The sequence below is a fragment of the Streptococcus sp. HMSC073F11 genome (genome assembly GCF_001810785.1).
In the GTDB taxonomy this organism is placed as follows: Bacteria; Bacillota; Bacilli; order Lactobacillales; family Streptococcaceae; genus Streptococcus.
This window is the reverse complement of sequence record NZ_KV802690.1, coordinates 394,135-418,073: the sequence shown is the minus strand read 5'-3', so window position 1 is coordinate 418,073 and position 23,939 is coordinate 394,135. Positions and strand designations below refer to the sequence as shown.

Annotated in this window: 26 protein-coding genes and 1 pseudogene; 9 read left to right on the top strand and 18 right to left on the bottom strand. The window is 40.7% G+C overall.

The window, feature by feature from the left end; all coding sequences use genetic code 11:
• The 8 genes from HMPREF2764_RS03720 to HMPREF2764_RS03685 all read right to left on the bottom strand — a co-directional run bounded on the left by HMPREF2764_RS03720 (position 1) and on the right by HMPREF2764_RS03685 (position 7,405).
• Positions 1–1,059, bottom strand: a complete 1,059-nt coding sequence (locus HMPREF2764_RS03720) for an ABC transporter permease (protein ID WP_023942990.1) — start codon at positions 1,057–1,059, stop codon at positions 1–3.
• A complete protein-coding gene (locus HMPREF2764_RS03715) occupies positions 1,052–2,587 on the bottom strand; it encodes an ABC transporter ATP-binding protein (protein WP_033684970.1) in 1,536 nt (511 codons plus the stop codon). The genes HMPREF2764_RS03720 and HMPREF2764_RS03715 overlap by 8 nt, the downstream gene beginning before the upstream one ends.
• Before the next feature lie 143 nt (positions 2,588–2,730).
• Entirely contained in the window at positions 2,731–3,783 is a 1,053-nt protein-coding gene (locus HMPREF2764_RS03710) for a BMP family lipoprotein (RefSeq protein ID WP_033681961.1), read from the bottom strand.
• An 89-nt stretch (positions 3,784–3,872) separates the two neighbouring features.
• Positions 3,873–4,262: a cytidine deaminase gene (locus HMPREF2764_RS03705; protein ID WP_033686672.1), complete on the bottom strand. Its 390-nt coding sequence runs from the start codon at positions 4,260–4,262 to the stop codon at positions 3,873–3,875.
• Positions 4,249–4,911, bottom strand: coding sequence for a deoxyribose-phosphate aldolase (gene deoC / locus HMPREF2764_RS03700; RefSeq protein ID WP_064276996.1), 663 nt, complete (start codon positions 4,909–4,911; stop codon positions 4,249–4,251). Before deoC ends, HMPREF2764_RS03705 begins: the two co-directional genes overlap by 14 nt.
• 19 nt (positions 4,912–4,930) lie before the next feature.
• The gene (locus HMPREF2764_RS03695; RefSeq protein WP_064276995.1) at positions 4,931–6,208 is read right to left on the bottom strand and encodes a pyrimidine-nucleoside phosphorylase; all 1,278 of its coding nucleotides are present in this window, start codon (positions 6,206–6,208) and stop codon (positions 4,931–4,933) included.
• A complete protein-coding gene (locus tag HMPREF2764_RS03690) occupies positions 6,205–6,795 on the bottom strand; it encodes a class I SAM-dependent methyltransferase (RefSeq protein ID WP_004258798.1) in 591 nt (196 codons plus the stop codon). The genes HMPREF2764_RS03695 and HMPREF2764_RS03690 overlap by 4 nt, the downstream gene beginning before the upstream one ends.
• Positions 6,796–7,000: 205 nt before the next feature.
• Entirely contained in the window at positions 7,001–7,405 is a 405-nt protein-coding gene (locus HMPREF2764_RS03685) for a hypothetical protein (RefSeq protein ID WP_000698112.1), read from the bottom strand.
• 199 nt (positions 7,406–7,604) lie between these two features.
• On the opposite strand from HMPREF2764_RS03685, the gene coaA reads away from it, so the two are divergent.
• From coaA to HMPREF2764_RS03670, 3 genes are all read left to right on the top strand, one after another.
• Entirely contained in the window at positions 7,605–8,525 is a 921-nt protein-coding gene (coaA, locus tag HMPREF2764_RS03680; protein WP_070527250.1) for a type I pantothenate kinase, read from the top strand.
• Between the two features lie 67 nt (positions 8,526–8,592).
• Positions 8,593–8,829: a 30S ribosomal protein S20 gene (gene rpsT, locus HMPREF2764_RS03675; RefSeq protein ID WP_001274000.1), complete on the top strand. Its 237-nt coding sequence runs from the start codon at positions 8,593–8,595 to the stop codon at positions 8,827–8,829.
• Positions 8,830–8,881: 52 nt separating this feature from the next.
• On the top strand, positions 8,882–9,406 hold the full coding sequence (locus HMPREF2764_RS03670) for a DNA topology modulation protein (protein WP_020902940.1): 525 nt from the start codon (positions 8,882–8,884) through the stop codon (positions 9,404–9,406).
• Positions 9,407–9,431: 25 nt separating this feature from the next.
• Here HMPREF2764_RS03670 and deoD read toward each other — a convergent pair whose 3' ends face one another.
• The 6 genes and pseudogenes from deoD to rpiA all read right to left on the bottom strand — a co-directional run bounded on the left by deoD (position 9,432) and on the right by rpiA (position 15,419).
• A complete protein-coding gene (gene deoD / locus HMPREF2764_RS03665) occupies positions 9,432–10,142 on the bottom strand; it encodes a purine-nucleoside phosphorylase (RefSeq protein WP_000022097.1) in 711 nt (236 codons plus the stop codon).
• A 703-nt stretch (positions 10,143–10,845) separates the two neighbouring features.
• Complete coding sequence (locus tag HMPREF2764_RS03660; RefSeq protein WP_033684963.1) at positions 10,846–12,129, bottom strand: chloride channel protein; 1,284 nt, start codon at positions 12,127–12,129, stop codon at positions 10,846–10,848.
• Positions 12,130–12,131: 2 nt separating this feature from the next.
• On the bottom strand, positions 12,132–12,941 hold the full coding sequence (locus HMPREF2764_RS03655; RefSeq protein WP_033684962.1) for a purine-nucleoside phosphorylase: 810 nt from the start codon (positions 12,939–12,941) through the stop codon (positions 12,132–12,134).
• Positions 12,938–13,499: pseudogene (locus HMPREF2764_RS03650) on the bottom strand (DUF1697 domain-containing protein). The gene HMPREF2764_RS03655 and the pseudogene HMPREF2764_RS03650 overlap by 4 nt, the downstream one beginning before the upstream one ends.
• A gap of 1 nt (position 13,500) precedes the next feature.
• Complete coding sequence (locus HMPREF2764_RS03645) at positions 13,501–14,712, bottom strand: phosphopentomutase (RefSeq protein ID WP_004256555.1); 1,212 nt, start codon at positions 14,710–14,712, stop codon at positions 13,501–13,503.
• Positions 14,713–14,735: 23 nt separating this feature from the next.
• Positions 14,736–15,419 carry a ribose-5-phosphate isomerase RpiA gene (gene rpiA, locus HMPREF2764_RS03640; protein WP_033684959.1) on the bottom strand — a complete coding sequence of 228 codons (684 nt, stop codon included), beginning with the start codon at positions 15,417–15,419 and terminating at the stop codon, positions 14,736–14,738.
• 232 nt (positions 15,420–15,651) lie between these two features.
• Here rpiA and HMPREF2764_RS03635 point away from each other — a divergent pair, with 232 nt between their 5' ends.
• Positions 15,652–15,837, top strand: a complete 186-nt coding sequence (locus tag HMPREF2764_RS03635; protein ID WP_001068558.1) for a hypothetical protein — start codon at positions 15,652–15,654, stop codon at positions 15,835–15,837.
• A 24-nt stretch (positions 15,838–15,861) separates the two neighbouring features.
• Here HMPREF2764_RS03635 and HMPREF2764_RS03630 read toward each other — a convergent pair whose 3' ends face one another.
• The 4 genes from HMPREF2764_RS03630 to HMPREF2764_RS03615 form a co-directional block, all read right to left on the bottom strand.
• On the bottom strand, positions 15,862–16,713 hold the full coding sequence (locus HMPREF2764_RS03630; protein WP_049499602.1) for an NAD(P)H-hydrate dehydratase: 852 nt from the start codon (positions 16,711–16,713) through the stop codon (positions 15,862–15,864).
• 140 nt (positions 16,714–16,853) lie between these two features.
• The gene (locus HMPREF2764_RS03625; protein WP_049499604.1) at positions 16,854–17,711 is read right to left on the bottom strand and encodes a bifunctional methylenetetrahydrofolate dehydrogenase/methenyltetrahydrofolate cyclohydrolase; all 858 of its coding nucleotides are present in this window, start codon (positions 17,709–17,711) and stop codon (positions 16,854–16,856) included.
• Positions 17,712–17,888: 177 nt separating this feature from the next.
• Positions 17,889–18,623 carry an amino acid ABC transporter ATP-binding protein gene (locus HMPREF2764_RS03620; protein WP_004256549.1) on the bottom strand — a complete coding sequence of 245 codons (735 nt, stop codon included), beginning with the start codon at positions 18,621–18,623 and terminating at the stop codon, positions 17,889–17,891.
• Complete coding sequence (locus HMPREF2764_RS03615) at positions 18,623–19,306, bottom strand: amino acid ABC transporter permease (RefSeq protein ID WP_004256547.1); 684 nt, start codon at positions 19,304–19,306, stop codon at positions 18,623–18,625. Before HMPREF2764_RS03615 ends, HMPREF2764_RS03620 begins: the two co-directional genes overlap by 1 nt.
• Positions 19,307–19,496: 190 nt before the next feature.
• Between HMPREF2764_RS03615 and HMPREF2764_RS03610 the strand changes: the two genes are divergently transcribed.
• The 5 genes from HMPREF2764_RS03610 to HMPREF2764_RS03590 all read left to right on the top strand — a co-directional run bounded on the left by HMPREF2764_RS03610 (position 19,497) and on the right by HMPREF2764_RS03590 (position 23,924).
• Positions 19,497–19,727, top strand: a complete 231-nt coding sequence (locus tag HMPREF2764_RS03610) for a DUF1797 family protein (RefSeq protein WP_000443570.1) — start codon at positions 19,497–19,499, stop codon at positions 19,725–19,727.
• Positions 19,728–19,957: 230 nt separating this feature from the next.
• A complete protein-coding gene (locus HMPREF2764_RS03605) occupies positions 19,958–22,216 on the top strand; it encodes an ATP-dependent Clp protease ATP-binding subunit (RefSeq protein WP_070527247.1) in 2,259 nt (752 codons plus the stop codon).
• Between the two features lie 129 nt (positions 22,217–22,345).
• On the top strand, positions 22,346–22,798 hold the full coding sequence (locus HMPREF2764_RS03600; protein WP_020902950.1) for an NUDIX hydrolase: 453 nt from the start codon (positions 22,346–22,348) through the stop codon (positions 22,796–22,798).
• Between the two features lie 58 nt (positions 22,799–22,856).
• Positions 22,857–23,156 carry a DUF1827 family protein gene (locus tag HMPREF2764_RS03595; RefSeq protein ID WP_000767189.1) on the top strand — a complete coding sequence of 100 codons (300 nt, stop codon included), beginning with the start codon at positions 22,857–22,859 and terminating at the stop codon, positions 23,154–23,156.
• Between the two features lie 135 nt (positions 23,157–23,291).
• Positions 23,292–23,924: a GNAT family N-acetyltransferase gene (locus HMPREF2764_RS03590; RefSeq protein WP_070527244.1), complete on the top strand. Its 633-nt coding sequence runs from the start codon at positions 23,292–23,294 to the stop codon at positions 23,922–23,924.
• The last annotated feature ends 15 nt before the right edge of the window (positions 23,925–23,939 follow it).

The following is a 23,939-nucleotide window of genomic DNA, read 5'->3' as shown; positions in this document are numbered from 1 at the left end:
TTACTTACCTCCTTTAACTTGTTTTTTCGGTTTGACAAAGCGTTCGATAAGGTAATGAACACTGACAAAGAAGATAATAGACGCTGTTACAATGCTGACAAGCTCAGACGGTACCTGCGCCGCATTCATACCAGGGGCTCCAACTTGGAGAACACCAAATAGGAAGGCTGCAAAGAGAATACCAATTGGTGAGTTGGCCGCAAGCAGACTAACCGCCATACCGTTAAATCCAACAGCTAAAGATGCCCCTTGAACATAGACGTTCTGGAAGGTTCCAAGTCCTTCAACAGCTCCACCAAGACCTGCCAAGGCACCTGAAATAATCATTGAGAGGATAATCGTTCTTTTTGCAGAAATACCAGCATATTCTGAAGCATGTGGATTAAGACCAACCGCACGGATTTCAAAACCAAGGGTTGTTTTCTTGAGCATGAACCAAATAACTGCAACGGCAATGATGGCAAAGAAAATACCAATATTCATCCGCGAATTACCAGTCAACTCAGCCAACCAAGGTGTCTGATAGGTTGCATTAGCCCCAACACGAATGGTCGAATCTGTACTTTGCATAAAGTCTTTAGGGAAGGCATGGATAAAGGCATTCCCTACATACAATACGATGTAGTTCATCATGATGGTTACGATAACCTCTGACGTCCCTAGATAGGCTCTAAGAATACCTGGAATCGCTCCGACAATCCCACCAGCAATCAGGGCAATCACGATAGTTGCTAAAATCATCAAAGGACGTGGCATATCTGGATGAGACAAGGCAAACCAACCACTGAGAATCCAACCTGCCAAAGCCTGACCAGGAAGCCCGACGTTAAAGAAACCTGCGCGACTGGCAACGGCAAAACCCAGACCAATCAAGACCAAAGGCCCCATAGCACGGAAGATTTCTCCAATCCCACGCAGACTACCAAAGGCTGTATAGAACAATTCTTCGTAGCCCCAAATAGCATCATAACCGAAGATCCACATGACAATGGCTCCGAGTAAAATTCCTAGGAATACAGAAATCAAGGGAACCGAAATTTGTTGTAATTTTTTAGACATCACTCTTCTCCTTTCCCAAGTTTCCACCAGCCATCAAGACACCAAGCTCTTGTTTATTGGTTGTTTCTGGTGATACAATACCTTGAATCTTACCATCATGGATAACAGCAATACGGTCTGAGACGTTTAAAATCTCATCCAATTCAAAGCTGACAACAAGGACAGCTTTACCATTATCACGCTCTTCAATCAAGCGTTTGTGGATATATTCAATAGCACCGACATCCAAACCACGAGTTGGCTGGCTGACGATAAGGAGATCAGGATCACGATCAATTTCACGAGCAATAATTGCTTTTTGTTGATTTCCTCCTGAAAGTGCAGCTGCAGGAACAAATTCACTGGCAGCACGAACATCAAACTCTTCCATTAGCTTTTTAGCATAAGAGGTAATATTTGAATAGTTCAAAATTCCATTTTTACTATGTGGTTCTTTATAGTAGGTTTGAAGGGCAATATTTTCAGAAATCATCATTTCCAAAATCAAGCCATCACGGTGACGGTCTTCTGGAACGTGCCCAACACTCAATTCTGTAATCTGACGTGGGGGCAATCCTACAATTGAATCTCCTTTTAGCTCAATGCTACCAGATTCAACCTTGCGAAGACCTGTAATGGCTTGAATCAGTTCAGACTGACCATTTCCATCAATCCCTGCAATACCAACAATCTCTCCAGCACGAACATCCAAGGAAAGATTTTTCACAGCTGGGACACCGCGATTTTCATTGACCACCAAATCTTTGATTGACAAGACCACTTCTTTTGGTTGAGAGGCTTGCTTCTCTGTTTTAAAGGAAACAGAACGACCTACCATCATTTCTGCCAAATCAGCATTGGTAGCCCCTGCAATTTCGACAGTTTCAATTGATTTCCCACGACGGATAACTGTAACGCGGTCAGAAACTGCGCGAATCTCGTCTAACTTGTGGGTGATCAAGATAATTGATTTTCCTTCTTTGACAAGATTTTTCAAAATAGCCATCAACTCATCAATTTCTGATGGAGTCAAGACAGCCGTTGGTTCGTCAAAGATAAGGATATCAGCCCCCCGATAAAGGGTTTTTAAAATTTCTACACGTTGTTGGGCTCCAACTGAGATATCTGCTATCTTGGCAGAAGGGTCAACAGCTAAGCCATAACGTTCAGAAAGAGCCTTGATTTCTTTGCTAGCTCCAGCGATATCTAGCACACCATTTTTAGTCAATTCACTACCTAAAATGATGTTTTCAGCCACTGTGAAGGCTTCTACCAACATAAAGTGCTGGTGAACCATTCCGATTCCCAAGCTAGCCGCTTTAGATGGTGAATCGAGATTGACAACTTGACCGTTGACCACAATTTCACCACTAGTTGGTTCAAGAAGCCCTGCTAACATGTTCATGAGCGTGGACTTACCAGCCCCATTTTCTCCTAAAAGTGCATGAATTTCACCTTTTCGTAGGTGTAGGTTGATTTTGTCGTTGGCAACAAATTCACCAAACACCTTGGTAATATCACGCATCTCAATGACATTTTCGTGTGCCATGTGCTCTTCCTTTCAGAGTCTTATTTTATTTCAATAAAACTTGCTAGTTTCTCTAGTAGCAAGCTTTACTGAGACAAAATGACTTTGCCTCAACTCTTAAAAAAGCGGCCGAGGGCCGCTTCCTAAGAAATGACTTCCATCAATTATTTTTCAGGAACTTTTACGCTTCCATCAAGGATTTTAGCTTTAGCATCTTCAACAGCTTTTTTACCTTCTTCTGAAAGGTTTGTTACTGCCAAGTCAACCCCTTTATCTTTCAATGAGTAAACGATCACTTGACCGCCAGGGAATTCACCTTTTTCTGCTTTGTTAGCAATATCTTTTACAGTTGTACCAACTTGTTTCAAAGTAGATACAAGAACGAAGTTTGATTCTTTACCATCTTTAGAAGTGTACTTACCTTCTGCTACTTGGTCACGGTCAACACCGATAACCCAAACTTTTTCATTTTCAGGACGGCTTTCGTTGAGTGATTTTGCTTCTGCAAAGACACCAGCACCTGTTCCACCTGCTGCTTGATAAACAACGTCTGCACCAGCTGCGTATTGTGCTGCTGCAATTGTTTTACCTTTAGCAGCATCACCAAATGAACCTGCGTAGTCAACTTGTACTTTGATAGATGGATCTACTGACTCAACACCAGCTTTAAATCCAGCTGCAAAACGTGAGATAACTTCAGACTCAATACCACCTACAAAACCAACTTGTTTTGTTTTAGTTGTTTTAGCTGCTGCAACACCCGCAAGGTAAGCAGCTTCGTTATCAGCAAACGTTACGCTAGCAACATTCTTTTGATCTTTAATCACATCATCAATCAAGACATAGTTCAAATCAGAGTGGTCTTTTGCTGCTTCTTCAACCGCATTGTGAAGGGCAAAACCAACACCGAAGATTAGGTTGTAGCTTCCAGCCGCTTGTTGCAAGTTGTTAGCGTAGTCAGCTTCACTTGTTGATTGGAAGTAAGTGAAACCTTTATCTTTTGAAAGATTGTGTTCTTTACCCCAGTCTTGCAAACCTTCCCAAGCTGATTGGTTGAATGATTTGTCATCAACACCACCAGTATCAGTGACGATTGCTGCTTTTGTCTTCACATCAGAAGATGAAGCTGCGTTACGAGAAGAGCGGTTACCACATGCAGCAAGTCCAACTGCTGCCACTGCAACTAGACCAAGGCCTAGCCATTGTTTCTTGTTCATTACTGAACCTCCTAAATAAGATGTGCAACGATGTTGCAAGTATGGATTGGTTGGCCACAAGGACCGTGCCACTCAGAGAGCGACTCAGACTAGTTTAAGTCTGTAAAAGAGTATGGAAGTAACTCCCCGACCGTCATCTCGACCGTCGATTTATCTTTTGCGACTAAGGTCACTTTTAGATCTTGTTCAAAAAATTCAGCCATCACTTGGCGACAAGCACCACATGGCGAGATTGGTTTTTCAGTTTGTCCATAAACAATCAATTCGGAAAACTCTCTTTGGCCTTCGGAAACTGCTTTAAAAATCGCTGTACGCTCTCCGCAGTTGGTCAAAGGATAGCTAGCATTCTCAATATTGACACCTGTATAAGTGCTACCATCTTTTGTCACTAAAACAGCTCCGACTGGAAAATGAGAATAGGGCACATAGGCTTTCTTGCTGGTTTCAATTGCTAGTTCAATCAACTCAGTAGTCGCCATCAGCCAATTCTCCTTTTAAAATGGCTACCCCAGCTGACGTTCCAATACGGGTCGCCCCTGCTTCTACAAATGCAAGAGCATCTGCATAAGAACGAGCTCCGCCGGCAGCCTTGACACCCATTTCTGGTCCAACTGTTTCACGCATTAATCTAACATCTGCTACCGTAGCACCACCAGTTGAAAAGCCAGTTGAAGTTTTTACGAAGTCAGCTCCCGCTTTTTGAGCTAATTGGCAAGCCACAACTTTTTCTTGGTCTGTAAGAAGACAAGCTTCAATAATGACTTTCACTAACTTGTCACCACTTGCTTCTACAACAGCACGGATGTCCGATTCAACCAAATCAAGATTACCTGTTTTGAGAGCTCCAACATTGATCACCATATCAATCTCGTCTGCACCATTTTGGATAGCTTCTTTTGTTTCAAATGCTTTCACAGCTGAAATTGTTGCTCCCAAAGGGAAACCTACTACTGTGCAGATCTTGACATCTGTGCCTTCAAGCCCTTTTTTAGCATGTTCAACCCAGGTCGGATTAACGCAAACACTGGCAAAATCATACTCTCTAGCTTCAGACAGCAAACAATCAATTTGATTTTCTGTCGCATCTTGTTTCAAAAGTGTATGATCGATATATTTATTTAATTTCATATTCGGATTCTCCTGCAGTTTATGAGATTATTTCTATGATTTCTCGTAAACTTTGCACACTATCATTTATTTTAACATATTTTTGAAAATCTGTAACTAGCTGAGGAGAAATTTTTCCATTTGTGTATACTTTTGCAACAATTTCTCCCTTTTGAACGGAATCTCCAACTTTCTTTTCAAAAACAATTCCTGTTTCATAGTCCAAGGCATCAGACTTGACTGCACGGCCTGCCCCCAGTCTCATAGCATAAAGCCCAAATTCCATAGCTGGAAGAGCTGAAATGACACCCGTTTCATGAGCAGGGATTTCCACCACATGGGTAACATTGACAGGACGATAGAGGTCTTCCAAGTCTCCACCTTGGGCTTGGACCATTTCCTCAAACTTAGCCAGCGCTTGACCATTCTCAAGGTGTTGGCGAACTTCTTCCACTGTCTTGTTCACATTAGCCAAACCAAGCATAATTTGAGCCAATTCGCAGATAAAGTGGGTAATATCCTGACGGCCTTGACCTTGTAAAATCTCCAATGCCTCAAGGATTTCAAGGCGATTTCCAATCGCTCGTCCCAAGGGCTGACTCATATCGGTAATGACTGCAACTGTTTTACGGCCTACTGCTTTCCCTAAATCCACCATGGTTTTAGCCAATTCACGCGCCTCATCAACCGTCTTCATGAAGGCACCCTCACCGACAGTCACGTCTAGCAAAATAGCATCAGCCCCTGCCGCAATTTTCTTGCTCATCACCGAACTCGCAATCAAAGGAATCGTGTCAACAGTTGCGGTCACATCACGAAGGGCATAGAGAAGCTTATCCGCTTTGACCAGCTGGTCTGATTGCCCAATGACAGATACACCAATATCCTGAACTTGATGAATGAAATCCTCTTGACTACGTTCTACTTGATAGCCCTTGATTGATTCTAATTTATCAATCGTTCCACCCGTATGGCCGAGACCACGACCACTCATTTTCGCGACTGGAACTCCAAAACTCGCTACTAAAGGAGCTAAAATCAAGGTCACCTTGTCACCAACACCACCCGTAGAATGCTTGTCAACCTTAACCCCATCAATAGCTGATAAATCAAACTCTTGCCCTGTCTGAACCATTTTCATGGTCAAATCAGATATTTCTCGAGTCGTCATTCCTTTGAAATAAACAGCCATAGCAAAGGCAGACATCTGATAATCAGGGACAGTTCCTGACACATAGCCTTCAACTAGCCATTCAATTTCACTCGAAGTCAGTTCTTGACCATCTCGTTTTTTTTGGATTAAATCAACTGCTCTCATTCTTTCACACTTCTAAGGATATAATATCCCTTATCTTTTTTGACGATTTCACAATTGCCAAACACTTCCTCCATCTTTGACTTGGCGCTTGGAGCCCCTTGTTTTTTCTGGATAACGATTGTTAAATCTCCACCAGTTTCCAAGAAATCTTTACTTTTCTCAATGATTTCATGAACCACTTGCTTGCCCGCACGGATAGGAGGATTTGAAATGACATGGTCAAATGTGCCTTCAACTTGTTCATAGATGTTGGACTGGAAAATCGTCGCTTCTACTTTATTTCGTTCAGCATTTTGTCGCGCCAAATCCAAGGCACGATTATTGATATCAACCATGGTCGCCTGAACCCCATAAGCCTTAGCCAAGGATAAGCCCAAAGGCCCATAACCACACCCTACATCAAGGACAGTCTCTCCTTGGTTGACCTCTAGACACTTGAGCAAGAGTTGACTGCCAAAGTCAACCATTTTCTTGCTAAAAACACCCGCATCCGTCAAAAAGGTCATTTTTTCTCCCAATAAGTCCACTCTCAACTCATGAATGTCGTGAGCAGCGTCAGGATTTTCTGCATAATACATTTTACTCATGAAACTATTTTACCATAATTTGACTTAAATTGTAAATCGTTTACAAATTGATAATAAAACGAAAAAGACTGAAGAAAGCTAGTAAGTAAAACATTTTCTTCAATCTCTTTAAACACTTATAAATAATAAGCCATTTAGAACTAGAAATATCATAATTAGGATATAACAAAATGTTTATCATCTATAATTAGGCGCATTCTTATTACTATTGCTTAACCTTCAGATACTTAATTATCAACAAAATTCCCAACAGGATGTTTAGATAAAAGCCCAACTGATACGTTTTTGTCAGGATTTCCCAACTTGTCCAAAGTCGTACCAAATCTTCTAGCGACATGCGGAAGAAATAACCCTCTGTAGCAATCCATAGAACTAAAAAGAAATAACTACCAGCAGCAAGCCATTTCGTCCACCGTTTTTTTAGTAGGCAAGCAATCAAGAGCGAACAGATAAAGATAGCTGTTACAATAGCATGTTCCATCAAAAAAGTAAAACCGTAATAGATTTCCACAAAGCGTCTACCATTATCCGCATTCGCCCCTTTTATAAAAGGTAGTGCAAAACTTAAAATAAAACAGAGTTCCAGTATATAACTTTTTAAGATTTTCATAGTACACCTCCTATAAATTGTGAATCCCAAAGCCCCCTTTATTGGCTTATAAGTCAGGAGAAAGTAGCTCCTACCTCATCAAGAAATTGGTCAACCCTATCTACTTCTATTATACGATATTGGTTTACTATCATCAAGAAACCGCTTTATTTTTTTAGCTTTTTATGGTATGATAAACAAAATATCTAGGGGAAAACAAATGACCAACGAATTTTTACATTTTGAAAAAATCAGCCGCCAGACTTGGCAATCGTTACATCGAAAGACAACACCTCCTTTGACAGAAGAGGAATTAGAATCCATCAAGAGTTTTAATGACCAGATTAGCTTGCAGGATGTTACCGATGTCTATCTCCCCCTAGCCCATCTCATCCAGATTTACAAGCGTACCAAGTATGATTTGGCCTTTTCAAAAGGGATTTTCCTTCAACGTGAAAGCAAATCCCAGCCTTTTATCATTGGGGTTTCTGGGAGTGTTGCCGTTGGAAAATCCACAACCAGTCGCCTACTTCAAATCTTACTGTCCCGTACGCTTACAGATGCTAGGGTTGAGTTGGTAACAACCGATGGCTTTCTCTATCCCAACCAGACCTTGATTGAGCAAGGGATTCTAAATCGTAAGGGATTCCCTGAAAGCTATGATATGGAAGCTCTTCTCAACTTCCTGGATCACATCAAAAATGGACAAGATGTAGATATTCCTGTCTATTCTCATGAAGTCTACGACATCGTACCTGAGGAAAAGCAGAGCGTCAAAGCTGCTGATTTTGTCATTGTTGAGGGAATAAATGTCTTTCAAAATCCACAAAATGAGCGTCTCTACATTACTGACTTCTTTGACTTTTCCATCTATGTTGATGCTGCAGTCGATGACATCGAGAGTTGGTATCTAGACCGTTTCTTGAAAATGCTGAGCCTAGCCCAAAACGACCCTGATAGCTACTATTATCGTTTTACACAAATGCCGATTGGGGAAGTGGAATCCTTTGCCCATCAGGTCTGGACCAGTATCAATCTCACAAATTTACAAAATTATATTGAACCAACTAGAAATCGTGCAGAAGTGATTCTTCATAAAACAAAGAACCATGAAATCGATGAAATTTACTTAAAAAAATAATTTTCCCTTGTCAAAACGTAAGTTTTCAGATATAATGGTATAGTTAGTAAATATGGAGGTAAGAACATTGGCAAACATTAAATCAGCTATCAAACGCGCTGAATTGAACGTTAAACAAAACGAAAAGAACTCAGCTCAAAAATCAGCTATGCGTACTGCTATCAAAGCTTTCGAAGCAAACCCATCTGAAGAACTTTTCCGTGCTGCTAGCTCAGCTATCGATAAAGCAGAAACTAAAGGTTTGATTCACAAAAACAAAGCAAGCCGCGATAAAGCTCGTCTTTCAGCTAAACTTGCTAAATAAGAAACAGTCCATAGAGGCTGTTTTTTTGTCCCCAAATAGGAAAAGGTAGAAAATGAAAATCGCAATTATCGGATATTCTGGTGCTGGTAAGTCAACTCTAGCTGAAAAGCTGTCTCACTGCTACTCCATCCCAAAACTTCACATGGACACACTCCAATTTCAACCCGGTTGGCAAGACAGTGATCGTGAATGGATGTTGACCGAGATGGAAAATTTTCTCACAAAGCATGAAGCTTGGGTCATTGATGGGAATTATTCTTGGTGTTTCTATGAGGAAAGAATGCAGGATGCTGACCAAATCATCTTTCTCAATTTTTCTCGCTGGAATTGTCTGCTACGAGCCTTTAAACGATACCTCACATACCGAGGCAAGGTCAGAGAAAGTATGGCAGCTGGTTGTCAAGAACAATTTAATTGGGAGTTTATCAGATGGATTCTTTGGGACGGACGGAGCAAATCCGCTAAGGAACGCTACAAGTGGATTCAAAAAAACTATCCATATAAAGTGGTCATCCTCAGATCACAAAAAGAGATAGATCAATTTCTAGATAAGAAAAGGAAGTCCTCCAATTCATAAAGAAGGGCTTCCTTTTTAGATATAATTACTCTGCAATCAAGGTTTCTAATCCAACCTTCATCATATCAGTGAAGGTATTTTGACGTTCTTCTGCAGTTGTGTCTTCGTCTGGATTAACCAAGCTATCAGAGATTGTCATAATAGCTAGCGCGTCAACATGGTGTTGGGCTGCCAGATAGTAAAGGGCTGCTGCTTCCATTTCCACAGCCTTGACTCCCCATTTACCAAGTTCGATGTTCTTTTCAAAGTAGTTTGAATAAAAGACATCAGAAGACAAAACGTTCCCAACGTGGGTTGTCATACCGAGTTCTTTGGCGATATGGTAGGCCTTGTCCAGCAAATCAAAGCTAGCGATTTGTGGAAAATCGTACTGTGGCCAGTCATTACGGACGATGTTTGAGTTGGTTGCAGCTGCCTGCGCCAAAACCAATTCACGAACATGGACATCTTCATTCAAAGAACCCGCAGTTCCCACACGGATTAATTTTTTCACACCGTAGTCAACAATCAACTCACGCGCATAAATCGAAATAGATGGCATCCCCATCCCAGTTCCCATGACAGATACACGGTGACCCTTGTAAGTACCAGTGTAACCAAACATGTTACGCACTTCATTAAAACAAACAGCATCTTCAAGGAAGTTCTCCGCAATAAACTTAGCACGAAGAGGATCCCCAGGAAGAAGAATTTTATCAGCAATTTCACCCTGCTGAGCAGCAATATGGATAGACATAATTTATGATACAAAGAGCGACAAGAAAACGACTGAAAATTAGGAATCTGACGAGAAATCCTGATTTCTCAGTCAGATTATCTATTTTCCGAGTTTTCCGCTCGTGTTCAAATTAGAACACTTCACTCTACCTTTCTTTTTTTACATATTTAGGATAGCGACAGAGAACAAAGTAAAAATAGGAAACTGACGACGCATCGCGATGCTAGACAGTTTATCTTTTTTACACAGTTCTCCGCCCGTATTCAGTTCAATGAATACAGTTAACCCATCCTTTCTTTATTCTAAAATTTATAATCAGAAAGATACCAAACCCGTCAAAAAGCAAAGGGAAAATAGGAGTTGGGTGCAGTGAGCGATGCTCGCTAGACCAACTATCTTTTTCCCACTGCTTTTAGGGTGGGTTCAATTCCTTTCTTTCTTAATTTTGATGATATTGAGAAGATTAGACCGGATTCAATTCAAGCCCGAACTCCCCTTCTCTTCTGAGTTTTTAGAAAAGTTTTCCGCTCGTGTTCAAATTAGAACACCTCACTCTACCTTTCTTTTTTATATATTTCTATTATATACTTTTATATTTTATAGCTAGGAAAAATCGGATTCAATCAAGACTCCAATAAGCCTACTTCATTTTTATTTAAAACAATTATTAATAAATTGAGACTATTTTTTAATCTTTTTAGTTAGAAGAAATGGGCGTTCCCTATCTTATTACTCTATTCTTCGACATCTTACACAGTATGCTCCCCAAAGGAAAGCGGTCTAATACTTTTGCAAAGTCATAAGCTAGGAAAGCTATTATTAAGAGATAAGGAAGAGAATCTAAACCTATCCCCGTGAAGCCTATTACTAATCCAGTTGCAGACAAGGGAGCCCTCAAGGTCACAGACAAAAAGCAAACGGATCCCAAAAGCAAAGTGGTTGGCTGGCTTTCCACACCTAGAATCATGCCAAGGAGGGCAGCTCCAGCTATCCCCAAGGCAAAAGATGGAGTAAGTGTACCGCCATAGGCCCCTGCCCATAGAGTAATAAGAACGACCAATGCTTTTAGGATAAACAAGAGGAGTACCGTTTTGCCACTACTACCATTCAATACTTCTTGAGCCATCATCCGTCCATTTCCAAGTAGATGTGGAAAATAACTTGCCAAACCAACAAGAAAAAGAAAAGCTGAGGGCAATGTGAGAAGTATGCGTTTATCTTTTATCCTTTTTGAAGACGCTTCTTTACTTAAGCGACCAAAAAGCCAAGCTAGTGGGGTTAAGAAAAGAAGTAATAAGGGAATAATCCACATTTCCTTTAAGGACCATGTGATGGCTAGAATCTGGTAGAGAGCCTGATCTGAAATAACCAAGCCTGCTATATAAGTTGAAACATAGGTAGTCAAACCGACTAAGACAAATCGTTTAATAGATAGAGCAATTCCTAGGGTTTCAAAAACAAAGAAGACACTTGTTAATGGAACCTGATAAACAGCCGCTAAACCAGCACCAGCACCACAAGCAAGGAGAAAGATACGATCCTTCATAGACAGTATACATATTTTCCCAACTGGTCCTGCAAATAGAGTTCCAATTTCTCGTGGTGCAGCTTCTTTGCCAATAGGTGCTCCCCCTCCAACTGCAATGATCTGCCAAATTGAATGAAATAGCTGTTTTTGAAAATGAAGCTTGTATTGTGCAGTCTCATCCTTCATCTGAGCTTTTATGGAATAAATCTTCGACCCTTTTTGCAAGAAATACCAGACCAAGGATGAGCCAAGACCCACGATTATTAAACTTAATCCTATCCGTGACGAGGAAACACCATCTGTCAAAAATCCAGTATGTTTCTCTGACTGACCAAAAGCTAGACTCTCTACAATCTCTAAAAGATAATGGAGAACTATACCAGATAAACCCGAAACTATTCCTTGCAGAATTACTGCTAGGAATAATCTAAAATTATAAGGAATCTTTCGAAAAATACTCCTCAATTCTATTAACATGATTACAATTCTGCAATAATCGCTTTAAGCAAGCCCTTGAAGTCATCTTTAACACGTTCGGTTACTTCTACAACTTCTTCGTGGTTGAGTTCTTCTTGGAAACCAGCTGCAAAGTTAGTAATACATGAAATACCGAGAACTTTCAAGCCTGAGTGGGCTGCCACAATCACTTCAGGAACCGTAGACATACCGACTGCATCAGCTCCCAGTGTCTTATAAGCACGGATTTCTGCTGGTGTTTCATAAGTTGGACCAGTAACACCGATATAGACACCTTCATCAAGCTTGATACCAAGTTTTTTAGCCACTTCATGGGCAGTAGCACGGTATTCTGGTGTGTAGGCTTTAGACATATCTGGGAAACGTGGACCAAAATCATCCAAGTTTTCACCCATCAATGGGTTCTGCCCCGTCATATTGATATGGTCTGAGATAGCCATCAAGGTACCAGGACCAAATCCAATACCTCCAGCTGCATTGGTTACAATGACACCTTCACATCCAAGAACTTTCATGACACGAACTGGGAAAGTCACGACTTCAAGAGGATTGCCTTCGTAGAAATGGAAGCGACCTTGAAGAGCCAAGACTTTTCGACCTGCAAGGTCACCATATACCAATTTACCAGCGTGACCAACTACTGTAGAGCGGCCCCAGTTGGGAATATCTGCATAGTCTACTACAACTGGATTTTTGATTTCTTCTGCCAATTCTCCAAGTCCTGATCCAAGGATTAGACCGAACTCAGGTGCTTGGATTCCCTTGTCTTTCAGGAAGGCAGCTGTTTCATTGATCTTATCTAAAAATGTCATTGTGTGTCTCCTTTATTAGTTTTTTAGCATTTGACCGATTTTGTCAAAAGTTTTAGCATTACGAATGGTGATTTGGCGGTAGAAAGGCATCTTGAGTAAGTATTTGTGATAGGCTGTTTCGTAGTATGATTCTTCAGAGAATTTCCCCCAGAAAATCCCAAGTCTTCCAAAATGAACGACTTCATCTTCCAGTTCCAAACTTTCAACTGTCTCAATGACTTGAGCCACATCCAAGCCCTCCGTGTAAAAGAGGACATCCTTTCGTGCCAAATCTTTGGTCCACCAATCTGGCAGATTCTTCAGCTCTTCTTCATAATCTTCCTGACTCAGCAAAGAAAAACTCTGAATAAATGGATAATGGACTGCAAAGAAAGCCTCTAACTTTTCAACCAATTGGGCTTTGGGAGCTGTCGAAGTAAAGAAAATATTGCCACTGTTGATGTAGGTTTCAACTTTTTCCAGTCCCAACTCTGTCAGTTCTTGCCGAAGCTCCGCCATGACAACTTTATTTTTCCCACCGACATTAATGCCCCGAACAAGTAAAGCATATCGCGTCATCTTATACCAATTTATCTAAGAAACTTTCCCCAATCATGGCAGTTTCAACACCAAAGTTATCCGCAACTGTCGCTGAGATATCTGCAAAATGTCCGATAGGAATGACACCATTTCCTTTAAAGGCAGGGCTGTAGGCCAATAATGGAATATATTCACGAGTGTGGTCTGTTCCTGCATACGTTGGGTCATTTCCATGGTCCGCAGTAATCAAGAGAAGGTCGTTCTCTCTCATGGCTGCGATAATTTCAGGCAAGCGCTCATCAAACTCATGCAAGCAATCACGGTAACCGTGAGCATTGCGGCGGTGGCCGTAAAGGGCATCAAAGTCCACCAAGTTTGTGAATGAGAATCCTTTTTCAAACTCAGCAAGACCCATGGTCTTCAATAGTGTATCAATTCCGTGGCTGTTTGACTTGTTGTGACCCATATCATGGTTGATACCCGCACCGTTAAAGATATCATTGATTTTACCAACAGCATAAGTATCGATACCTGCTTCATTGAGTTTATCCAAAACAGTTGGTGCAAATGGAGATACGGCCAAGTCACGACGGTTTGCTGTACGAGTAAAGTTACCTGGCTCACCAACATATGGACGAGCAATGATGCGACCTAGAAGGGCTGGGCGCTCAAGGGTAATCGAACGAGCGTATTCACAGATACGATACAATTCATCCAGAGGAATGATGTCTTCGTGGGCAGCAATTTGCAAAACAGGGTCAGCTGAAGTATAGATAATCAACTCCCCAGTTTCCATCTGGCGTGGTCCAAAGTCATCGATAACGGCTGTACCTGAGTAAGGTTTGTTAGCTTCACGAATGACCTTGCGTCCTGAGAATTCTTCAATTTTTGTCAAGATTTCTTCTGGGAATCCATTCCAGAAAGTATCGAAAGGTTCTGTAATGTTAAGGCCCATGATTTCCCAGTGTCCAGTCATGGTATCCTTACCAAGAGATACTTCTTCCAATTTTGTTGCATATCCTGTTGGATTGCTTTCAGCTGGAACAGTCTTAAGAGGAGTTTCTCGAGGAATATTTCCAAGACCAATTTTAGCCATGTTTGGGACATTCAAACCAACTGCTTTTGAAATGTGTCCTAATGTGTCAGAAGCTCCATCTGGAACCCCTGCATTGACAAAGTTATTAGCATCTGGTGCAGCACCGATTCCTACAGAATCTAATACCACCAAGTGAATACGATTAAATTTTGACATAGTGTATCTCCTTATTATTTTAGTTATCTTGCTTTTGTTGAAGTTAAAATCTGAACCCCGTCTCGTCCAGCAACGATGACCTTATCCACCATTTGGTTGAATAAGCCGTGCTCCACGACGCCAACCACATGGTCCAATTCTTGTCCGAAAGCAATTGGATCTTCAATGACATCCAAAGCAAGGTCAATGATAAAATTCTGCATATCGGTCACAAAACGTTGGCCGTCTTTTTCACGGAAACTTGGTTTGTAGCCAGCTCGCTCAAAACGACGAAAGACCTGTTCTGCGCCATACTGAACCACTTCTACTGGCAATTTAAAAGCACCTAGTTTGTCTACTAGCTTGCTTTCATCCACCACCCAAATGTATTCTTTTGAAGGCGTTGCGACAACTTTCTCCATCAGAAGGGCACCACCACCGCCTTTGATTCCATTAAACTGACCATCCACTTCATCCGCCCCGTCGACTGTCACATCGACAAAGTCTACTTGGTCAATAGACTTGAGCGGGATATTAAGACCTTCAGCCTGTTTACTGGTCACACTAGAAGTCGTTACAGCTGTAATCTGCAAGCCTTCTTCCTTGATACGACGACCGATTTCTTCTACGAAATAATAGGCAGTAGACCCCGTTCCCAGTCCGACAACCATGCCATCATTGACAAATTCAGCAGCCTTGATACCTGCCATTTTCTTCAGATTTTCCACTCAAACACCTCCATTAAAGAGCTAACTTTATTATAACATGTATCACTTTTTATTTCATGGATACACTGAAAAAAACCGAACATTTTTATCTATGATTTCTAATTTTCTTTCTCCATGCTTGTATACAGATCAAAAATTCCCAAATCTAGATTTCGAAAGCTCTTTAAAAATTAAAGTTGATTTTTTATCATAAAGATGATTAAATAGGTAAGTACAGAAAAGGAGAAATAAGATGAACCCATTAGATTTGTTTAATCAAGTAAAAGAACTAATCGAGACAAAAGATTTTGAAGCTGCAAAAACATTTGTTGCAGAAAATCAAGAACAGCTTGGAGAATACTTCTCCCAAGCTCAGCAGTTGATTTCTGGTTCAGAAGGTCTAGATGGCCTCGTTGGAAAGATTAAAGGATTTTTCTAAAAGATATAAAGGCGCCTGAAACGATCAGGTGCCTTTTTGAGATATTTTTTTTATTATTTTGGGCAGATAAGAGCTGATTTCCGTCGGCAAGACCACATAATGTTCTTGAGCTAGTTCTTGGGCTATGGCTGAATGAAGATGGGTTGCTACTGCCACACGTTCGTAGAGACTGGCCTGTCGGAATTGGCCTGCAAATCCTGCAATCATTCCAGCAAGAGTATCTCCCATTCCCCCAGTCGCCTGATAGGGACCGCCAACCTGTAACTGGTAATAATCAGATTGGCCAGCTTGCCAAATACGAGTAGCTGGACCTTTTTCTACCAAAATTGTTCCTTGAGGGAAAGAAGTCAGGGCACTAGCTGTTGTATCTTCGTTTTGCTTTTTAATCGTAATTCCAGACAGCTTTTCCCATTCTTTTTGGTGAGGAGTTAAGATAAGCTGGTTAGATGGAAACGACAAACTTGTCCTAGCAAGGATGGTTAAGGCCCCTCCGTCTACAATCAAAATCTGATTCTTTTTTAAGCTAGCAAAGACCTGTTTGACTAGATCTTCTCCAAAAGCATCGTCTCGTAAACCAGGTCCCAGCAAAACAACTTCTGCCTTCTCCAATTGCTCTTTTAACAATTGCTGGTCTTGAAGAGAAAAGGCCATAGCCTCAGGTAAATGACTGTGCAAAGCCGAGATATTTTCCCTATCTGTTCCAACAGACACCAAACCAGCTCCACTTTTAACAGCTGCCAAAGTAGCCATGATGATAGCACCACCATAAGGATAAGTCCCACCCAGCAACAGCAAACAACCATAGTCTCCTTTATGACTGGTACGAGAACGTTCAATAATGACTTTTTCTAGTAAGGTTTGATCAATCACTTTCATCTTTTTTCCTCTCGCATTTATTATACAACAAAAAGGAGGCGCATACCTCCTTTTATAAACTTATTTCTAAAATTTAATATTCATTTCTGCCATTTTAGATATAGCTATAGAAAATACACTTTCCTCAGAAAATTTTTCTCTTATTTTCTATCCAATGTCCGGAGTGCTGCTTGATAAGTTTGCTCCATCAGCATAGTAATGGTCATAGGACCTACACCTCCAGGAACTGGCGTAATATGGCTAGCAAGTGGGGCAACTGCCTCATAATCAACATCCCCACAGAGCTTACCATTTTCATCGCGGTTCATCCCGACATCGATGACAACCGCACCAGGTTTTACAAAGTCAGCAGTCACAAACTTAGCACGACCGATTGCAACAACCAGAATATCTGCTTTAGCAGCCACCTTGGCAAGATTATGAGTCCGTGAGTGGGTCAAAGTCACTGTCGCATTCTTTGCCAAAAGAAGCTGGGCCATAGGTTTTCCAACGATATTGGAACGACCAATGACGACCGCATTTTTACCTTCCAAGTCAATCCCATATTCATGAAACATTTCCATAATTCCTGCAGGTGTAGAAGGAATCATGACTGGATGACCAGACCAGAGACGTCCCATGTTTAGGGGATGGAAACCATCCACATCCTTTTCTGGATCAATGGCCAATAGAACCGCCTCTTCATCAATATGTTTTGGTAATGGTAACTGGACCAAAATTCCATGCCAAGCTGGATCTTGATTGTATTTGGCAATCAAGTCTAACAATTCCTCTTGAGTAATGGTATCTGGAACTCGCACAACTTCACTACGGAAACCAGCCGCAAGGGCTGACCTCTCCTTGTTACGAACATAGACTTGGCTTGCTGGATTATCCCCAACCAAAATCACTACCAAACCAGGTACTAAACCTGTCTCTTCCTTTAATTTTTCAGTCTTTTCAGCCAACTGTCCTTGTAACTTAGCTGCCAGAGCCTTCCCATCAATAATCTGTGTCATATCACTTCTCTTTTCTTTCAAATATCTTCCATTATACCAAAAACTGCTAATCCCCTCTAACACTTCTTTCCTAGGCTATCTTATAGTTTCAAACTATAAGAAAAAGCTCGGTTCGAGCTTTTCATTAATCTATATTTTATATGTAAAGTTGGCTACAAATAGCTAAACAAAGCTAACTTATAAAACCTTACTCAAGAAGTCTTTAGTCCGTTGTTCTTGAGTTTGTTCAAAAATCTGTTCAGGTGTTCCGTCTTCAACAACCACACCGTCTGCCATAAAGATGACACGGTCTGCCACCTCACGAGCAAATCCCATCTCATGTGTTACGATAACCATGGTCATTCCTGACTTGGCTAGGTCTTGCATAACAGCCAACACTTCACCTACCATTTCAGGGTCCAGGGCTGAAGTTGGCTCGTCAAAGAGCAAAACATCTGGTTCCATAGCTAAGCCACGCGCAATAGCAATCCGCTGTTGCTGGCCACCTGACAAACTCTGTGGATAAGCAGTTGCCTTATCTGGTAAGCCAACTTTTTCCAAAAGCTCCTTAGCTCTCTTCTCTGCAACTTCCTTACTTTCACCTTTGGTCTTGATAGGAGACAAGGTAATATTTTCCATCACAGTCATATTAGGAAAGAGATTAAATTGTTGGAAAACCATGCCCATCTTCTCACGCATGGCAAACAGGTCATTCTTCTTGTCCGTAATATCAACTCCCTCAAAGATAACCTTCCCTTTTGTTGCTTCTTCCAACAAATTCATAGAACGAAGCAAGGTAGATTTTCCGCTTCCTGAAGGACCAATGATAACGACAACTTCTCCTCTTTTAATCTCGAGGTTGATGCCCTTCAATACTTCATTCTTTCCAAAAGATTTATGTAAATTTTCAATTTTTATCAAGGTCTCTGTCATTATTTTTTATCTCCTTGTTCCATTCGTTTTTCAAAAGCTTTCAAGGCTACTGTCAAAATAGAGGTCATAATCAAGTAGTAAAAGGCTGCAAATAAAAGTGGTGTTAAAGGTAGATAGGTTGTTGTAGAAACTGTTGTAGCTCCATTCCACAACTCCATAACACCGATAGCTGATAAGAGGGAACTATCCTTGATAATAGTGATAAATTCGTTCCCCAATGCTGGCAAAATATTTTTGATAGCTTGTGGCAAAATCACATAGCGCATCGCATTTTTAGGACGAATCCCTAAAGAATAGGCCGCCTCTAACTGCCCCTTAGGAACCGCATTAATCCCAGCCCGAACAGTCTCAGAAACATAAGCACCACTGTTCATAGAAATAATCAAAATCCCTGGAATCAGACGAGAAAGGTCAACACCTAAAATCCCAACCTGAATAGTCGGAGCATTGATATGCATAAGAGCAAAGGCAATCATAATCTGAACCATCATTGGCGTCCCGCGGAAAATCCAAACGTACAAGTTGGCTAGCCAAACAAGCGGTTTAAACTTTGAACGTTGCCCAAAAGCCAAGACAACACCCAAAATAGTTCCCAAAAAGACAACACAGATAGAAATGAGAACCGTCACAACAGCCCCATAGTTAAAATAAGGTAAATACTTAGGTAAAAAAGAAAAATTCATAGTCACACTGCTTTCTAAAATAGAATACTGTATGATTATAACATCAATTGAATTAAAATTCAAATCTTTTGTCTAATTTATTCAAAAAAACTTTAAGCTAGTAGAATTAGCGAGAAATCTTAGTTTTTTCTAGGCAAGTTGGCCTCCTTTATGGTAAAATAGTAACGATAAGAAATGAAGGAGAATCAAAATGGAATCACATTTGGTTAGAATCATCAACCGCCTTGAAGCAATGGCAAAAGACGGCGGAAATTTAAAACGTAATTTTGAACGCGAAGGAGTTGTTGTTGCAGAAGTTGCATACAGTCACGACGAAGAAAACGGCTCAATCTTTACCCTTCGTGATGTCGAAGCTCGCGAAACTTATACGTTTGATAGCATTGACTTGATTGCAATGGAAATTTACGAACTTCTTTACTAATACAAAACAAGCTGGGATTACACCCTGCATGTCTAACCAAAATCCTTTTTGTCTCACAAATAGGATTTTTTTATAGTCCAAATCCACAAAGTTCTTCATTGTAACAACTTCTCAAAGCTGCAATCTTTTTACTTGCTTTACACCCCAATCCTGTTATAATGAGAGTATAGAAATTTGACTATTTTTGACCATTAAACAGGTCAGGCTAAATAAAGAAATGAGGTAGATGTATGCTTTGTCAAAACTGTAAAATCAATGACTCAACGATTCATCTTTATACCAATCTCAATGGAAAGCAAAAACAAATTGACCTCTGTCAAAACTGCTATAAGATTATCAAGACAGATCCTAACAATAGCCTCTTTAAAGGTATTACGGATCTGAACAATCGTGACTTTGATCCCTTTGGTGATTTCTTCAATGACCTAAACAATTTCAGGCCTTCTAACAATACTCCTCCGACTCCCCCAACCCAATCAGGTGGAGGTTACGGTGGAAATGGCGGTTATGGTTCCCAAAATCGTGGACCTGCTCAAACTCCTCCACCAAGCCAAGAAAAAGGCCTACTGGAAGAATTTGGTATCAACGTAACTGAAATTGCCCGTCGTGGAGATATTGTCCCCGTTATTGGGCGCGACGATGAGATTATCCGTGTCATAGAAATTCTCAATCGCAGAACCAAGAATAATCCTGTTCTTATCGGTGAACCAGGTGTCGGAAAAACTGCCGTTGTCGAAGGTCTAGCTCAGAAAATAGTTGATGGAGATGTTCCCCATAAACTACAAGGAAAACAAGTCATCCGTCTGGATGTGGTTAGCTTAGTTCAAGGAACGGGTATCCGTGGACAATTTGAAGAACGCATGCAAAAACTCATGGAAGAAATTCGCAAACGTGAGGACATCATCCTCTTTATCGATGAAATCCATGAAATTGTCGGTGCTGGTTCTGCGGGCGATGGCAATATGGATGCAGGAAATATCCTCAAGCCCGCCCTTGCTCGTGGAGAGCTGCAATTGGTCGGTGCTACTACCCTCAATGAATACCGTATCATTGAAAAAGATGCAGCCCTAGAGCGTCGTATGCAACCTGTTAAAGTGGATGAACCAACAGTGGAGGAAACAATTACTATCCTCAAAGGCATTCAAAAGAAATACGAAGACTACCACCACGTTCAGTATACCGATGCTGCAATTGAAGCAGCTGCAACTCTGTCCAATCGCTACATCCAAGATCGCTTCTTGCCTGACAAGGCCATTGACCTCCTAGATGAAGCTGGTTCTAAGATGAACTTGACCTTGAATTTTGTGGATCCTAAAGTAATCGATCAGCGCTTGATTGAGGCTGAAAATCTTAAATCTCAAGCTACACGAGAAGAAGATTTTGAGAAGGCCGCCTACTTCCGTGACCAGATTGCCAAGTATAAGGAAATGCAAAAGAAAAAGGTCACAGACCAAGATACTCCTATCATTAGTGAGAAAACCATTGAGCACATTATCGAGCAGAAAACCAATATTCCTGTTGGTGATTTAAAAGAGAAAGAACAATCTCAACTCATCCATCTAGCCGAAGACCTCAAGTCTCATGTTATTGGACAAGATGATGCTGTCGATAAGATTGCCAAGGCTATTCGCCGTAATCGTGTCGGTCTCGGTACCCCTAACCGCCCAATCGGAAGTTTCCTTTTCGTTGGGCCAACTGGAGTCGGTAAGACAGAACTTTCCAAACAATTAGCTATCGAACTCTTTGGTTCTGCTGACAGTATGATTCGCTTTGATATGAGTGAATATATGGAAAAACACAGTGTGGCGAAATTAGTCGGTGCCCCTCCAGGTTATGTTGGCTACGATGAGGCTGGGCAATTAACTGAAAAAGTTCGTCGCAATCCATATTCTCTTATCCTCTTGGATGAAGTAGAGAAAGCCCATCCAGATGTCATGCATATGTTCCTTCAAGTCTTGGACGATGGTCGTTTAACAGATGGACAAGGACGTACCGTTAGCTTCAAGGACGCCATCATCATCATGACTTCAAATGCAGGTACAGGTAAGGCAGAAGCTAGCGTTGGATTTGGTGCTGCTAGAGAAGGACGTACCAACTCTGTTCTTGGTGAACTCGGTAACTTCTTTAGCCCAGAGTTTATGAACCGTTTTGATGGTATTATCGAATTTAAGGCTCTCAGCAAAGATAACCTCCTTCAGATTGTCGAGCTTATGCTTGCAAATGTTAACAAACGTCTTTCTAGCAACAACATTCATTTGGATGTAACCGACAAGGTCAAGGAAAAATTGGTTGACCTTGGTTATGATCCAAAAATGGGAGCACGCCCACTTCGTCGTACTATTCAAGACTATATTGAGGACGCAATCACTGACTACTACCTTGAAAATCCAAGCGAAAAAGACCTCAAGGCAGTGATGACCAGCAAGGGTAACATTCAAATCAAATCTGCCAAAAAAGCTGAAGTAAAGACTTCTGAAAAAGAAGTATAAATCCTATAGAAAAGGAGTAGAAAATGAAAATTTTCTGCTCCTTTTTACTAAAATAACTATAAATTCTTGACAGCTAGGCCTTTGTCCATTAAGATAATAATAAAGATAATAGATAATGAGGAAAATGCAATGGCAAACCCAACTTTCGGAGAAAAAAAAGCGAATACAGACTATGTTTCACGCTATGGCGTATATGCAGTTATACCTGATGCTGAACAAAAACAAATTGTTCTTGTTCAAGCACCCAATGGCGCTTGGTTCCTACCAGGTGGCGAAATTGAAGCTGGTGAGAACCATCAGGAAGCCCTAAAACGTGAATTGATTGAAGAGCTTGGCTTCACAGCTGAAATTGGTGCCTATTACGGACAAGCTGACGAATATTTCTACTCTCGTCATCGTGACACCTACTACTACAATCCTGCCTACCTCTATGAAGCAACTTCTTTCAAAGAAGTGCAAAAGCCACTAGAAGACTTTAATCATATTGCCTGGTTCCCTATTGATGAAGCTATTGAAAATCTCAAACGTGGTAGCCATAAATGGGCAATCCAATCATGGAAAAAACAGCATAAGATTGACTAAATCCAGCCACTTTATTCAAAAAGTGCTATAATAGAATTAGAAAATCGGAGGAAATGTTATGAAGCTAATCAATACGACAAACTCACACTCGCAACTTGTTAAAAGCCAGCTAGAAAGTACAGACGCAACCCTTGTTGAGGTCTATTCTGCAGGGAATACCGATGTTATTTTTACCCAAGCTCCGCTTCACTATGAAATCCTCATCTCAAACAAACACCGCGCTATTCGAGAACCTGAAATCGAAGCTATTCAAGAATTTTTCTTGAAACGTAAAATTGATAAGGACTCTATTGATGAGGCCAATATCAAAACCCTCTATTCAGAAAAATTAATTGGAATTTCGATTCCAACCAAATAAAATCTTGGAGAGATTAGAAAGTGCTTTGAACCTTATGGAACAAAATTAGGTTTATTTAGCTTTTTAAATCATCTCCAATTTTTTATCTATAAAATCTTGTCATACAAGATTTTGTAGATAATTAAGGAGACAAACATGGGAGACATCATATATAGAGAGGCAAGAATTGAAGAAAGCGAAAAAATTGGAAAATTATTAGCCAATTCCTTTCTTGACTATCCCTTTTTAACGATTATAACTGATGATTTGAAGAAACCTGACTCCTATCCTGCTTTTGTAGAAACGTTGCAAATTCTGCTTACTAGAGTCTATATTAAGAAGGGAAACTGTTTAATTGCGGAACAGGATAGAGACTTACTTGCAGTCGCCCTTTTGCAACAAAAAGATTTCTGTATACTATCCTATCTACGAAATGGAGGAACAAACATTTTTCGCTACATTCGACCACAAAATCTCCTTAAATACTTTGACTTTGTAAAACGTTCCAAAAAGCATTTAGAAAAATCTGGAGAGTTTGATTGGTATTTGATGGCCTTAGCTGTCAATATAGAAAGTAAGGGGCAGGGAATAGGCAGTACTTTTCTGACACAAGGGATTGAACCTTATGTCAAATCAAAAGGCTGTAAACACTTGGGACTCATAACTAGTACAGCTAGAAATGTCTCATTCTACGAAAAAAACGATTATGTATTACTGGACTTTATGGATCTAGAATACGGATCAAAATCAATTGGTAACTGGGCATTTTTAAAAACAATAAATAAATAAAAAAGATTTGGTGCT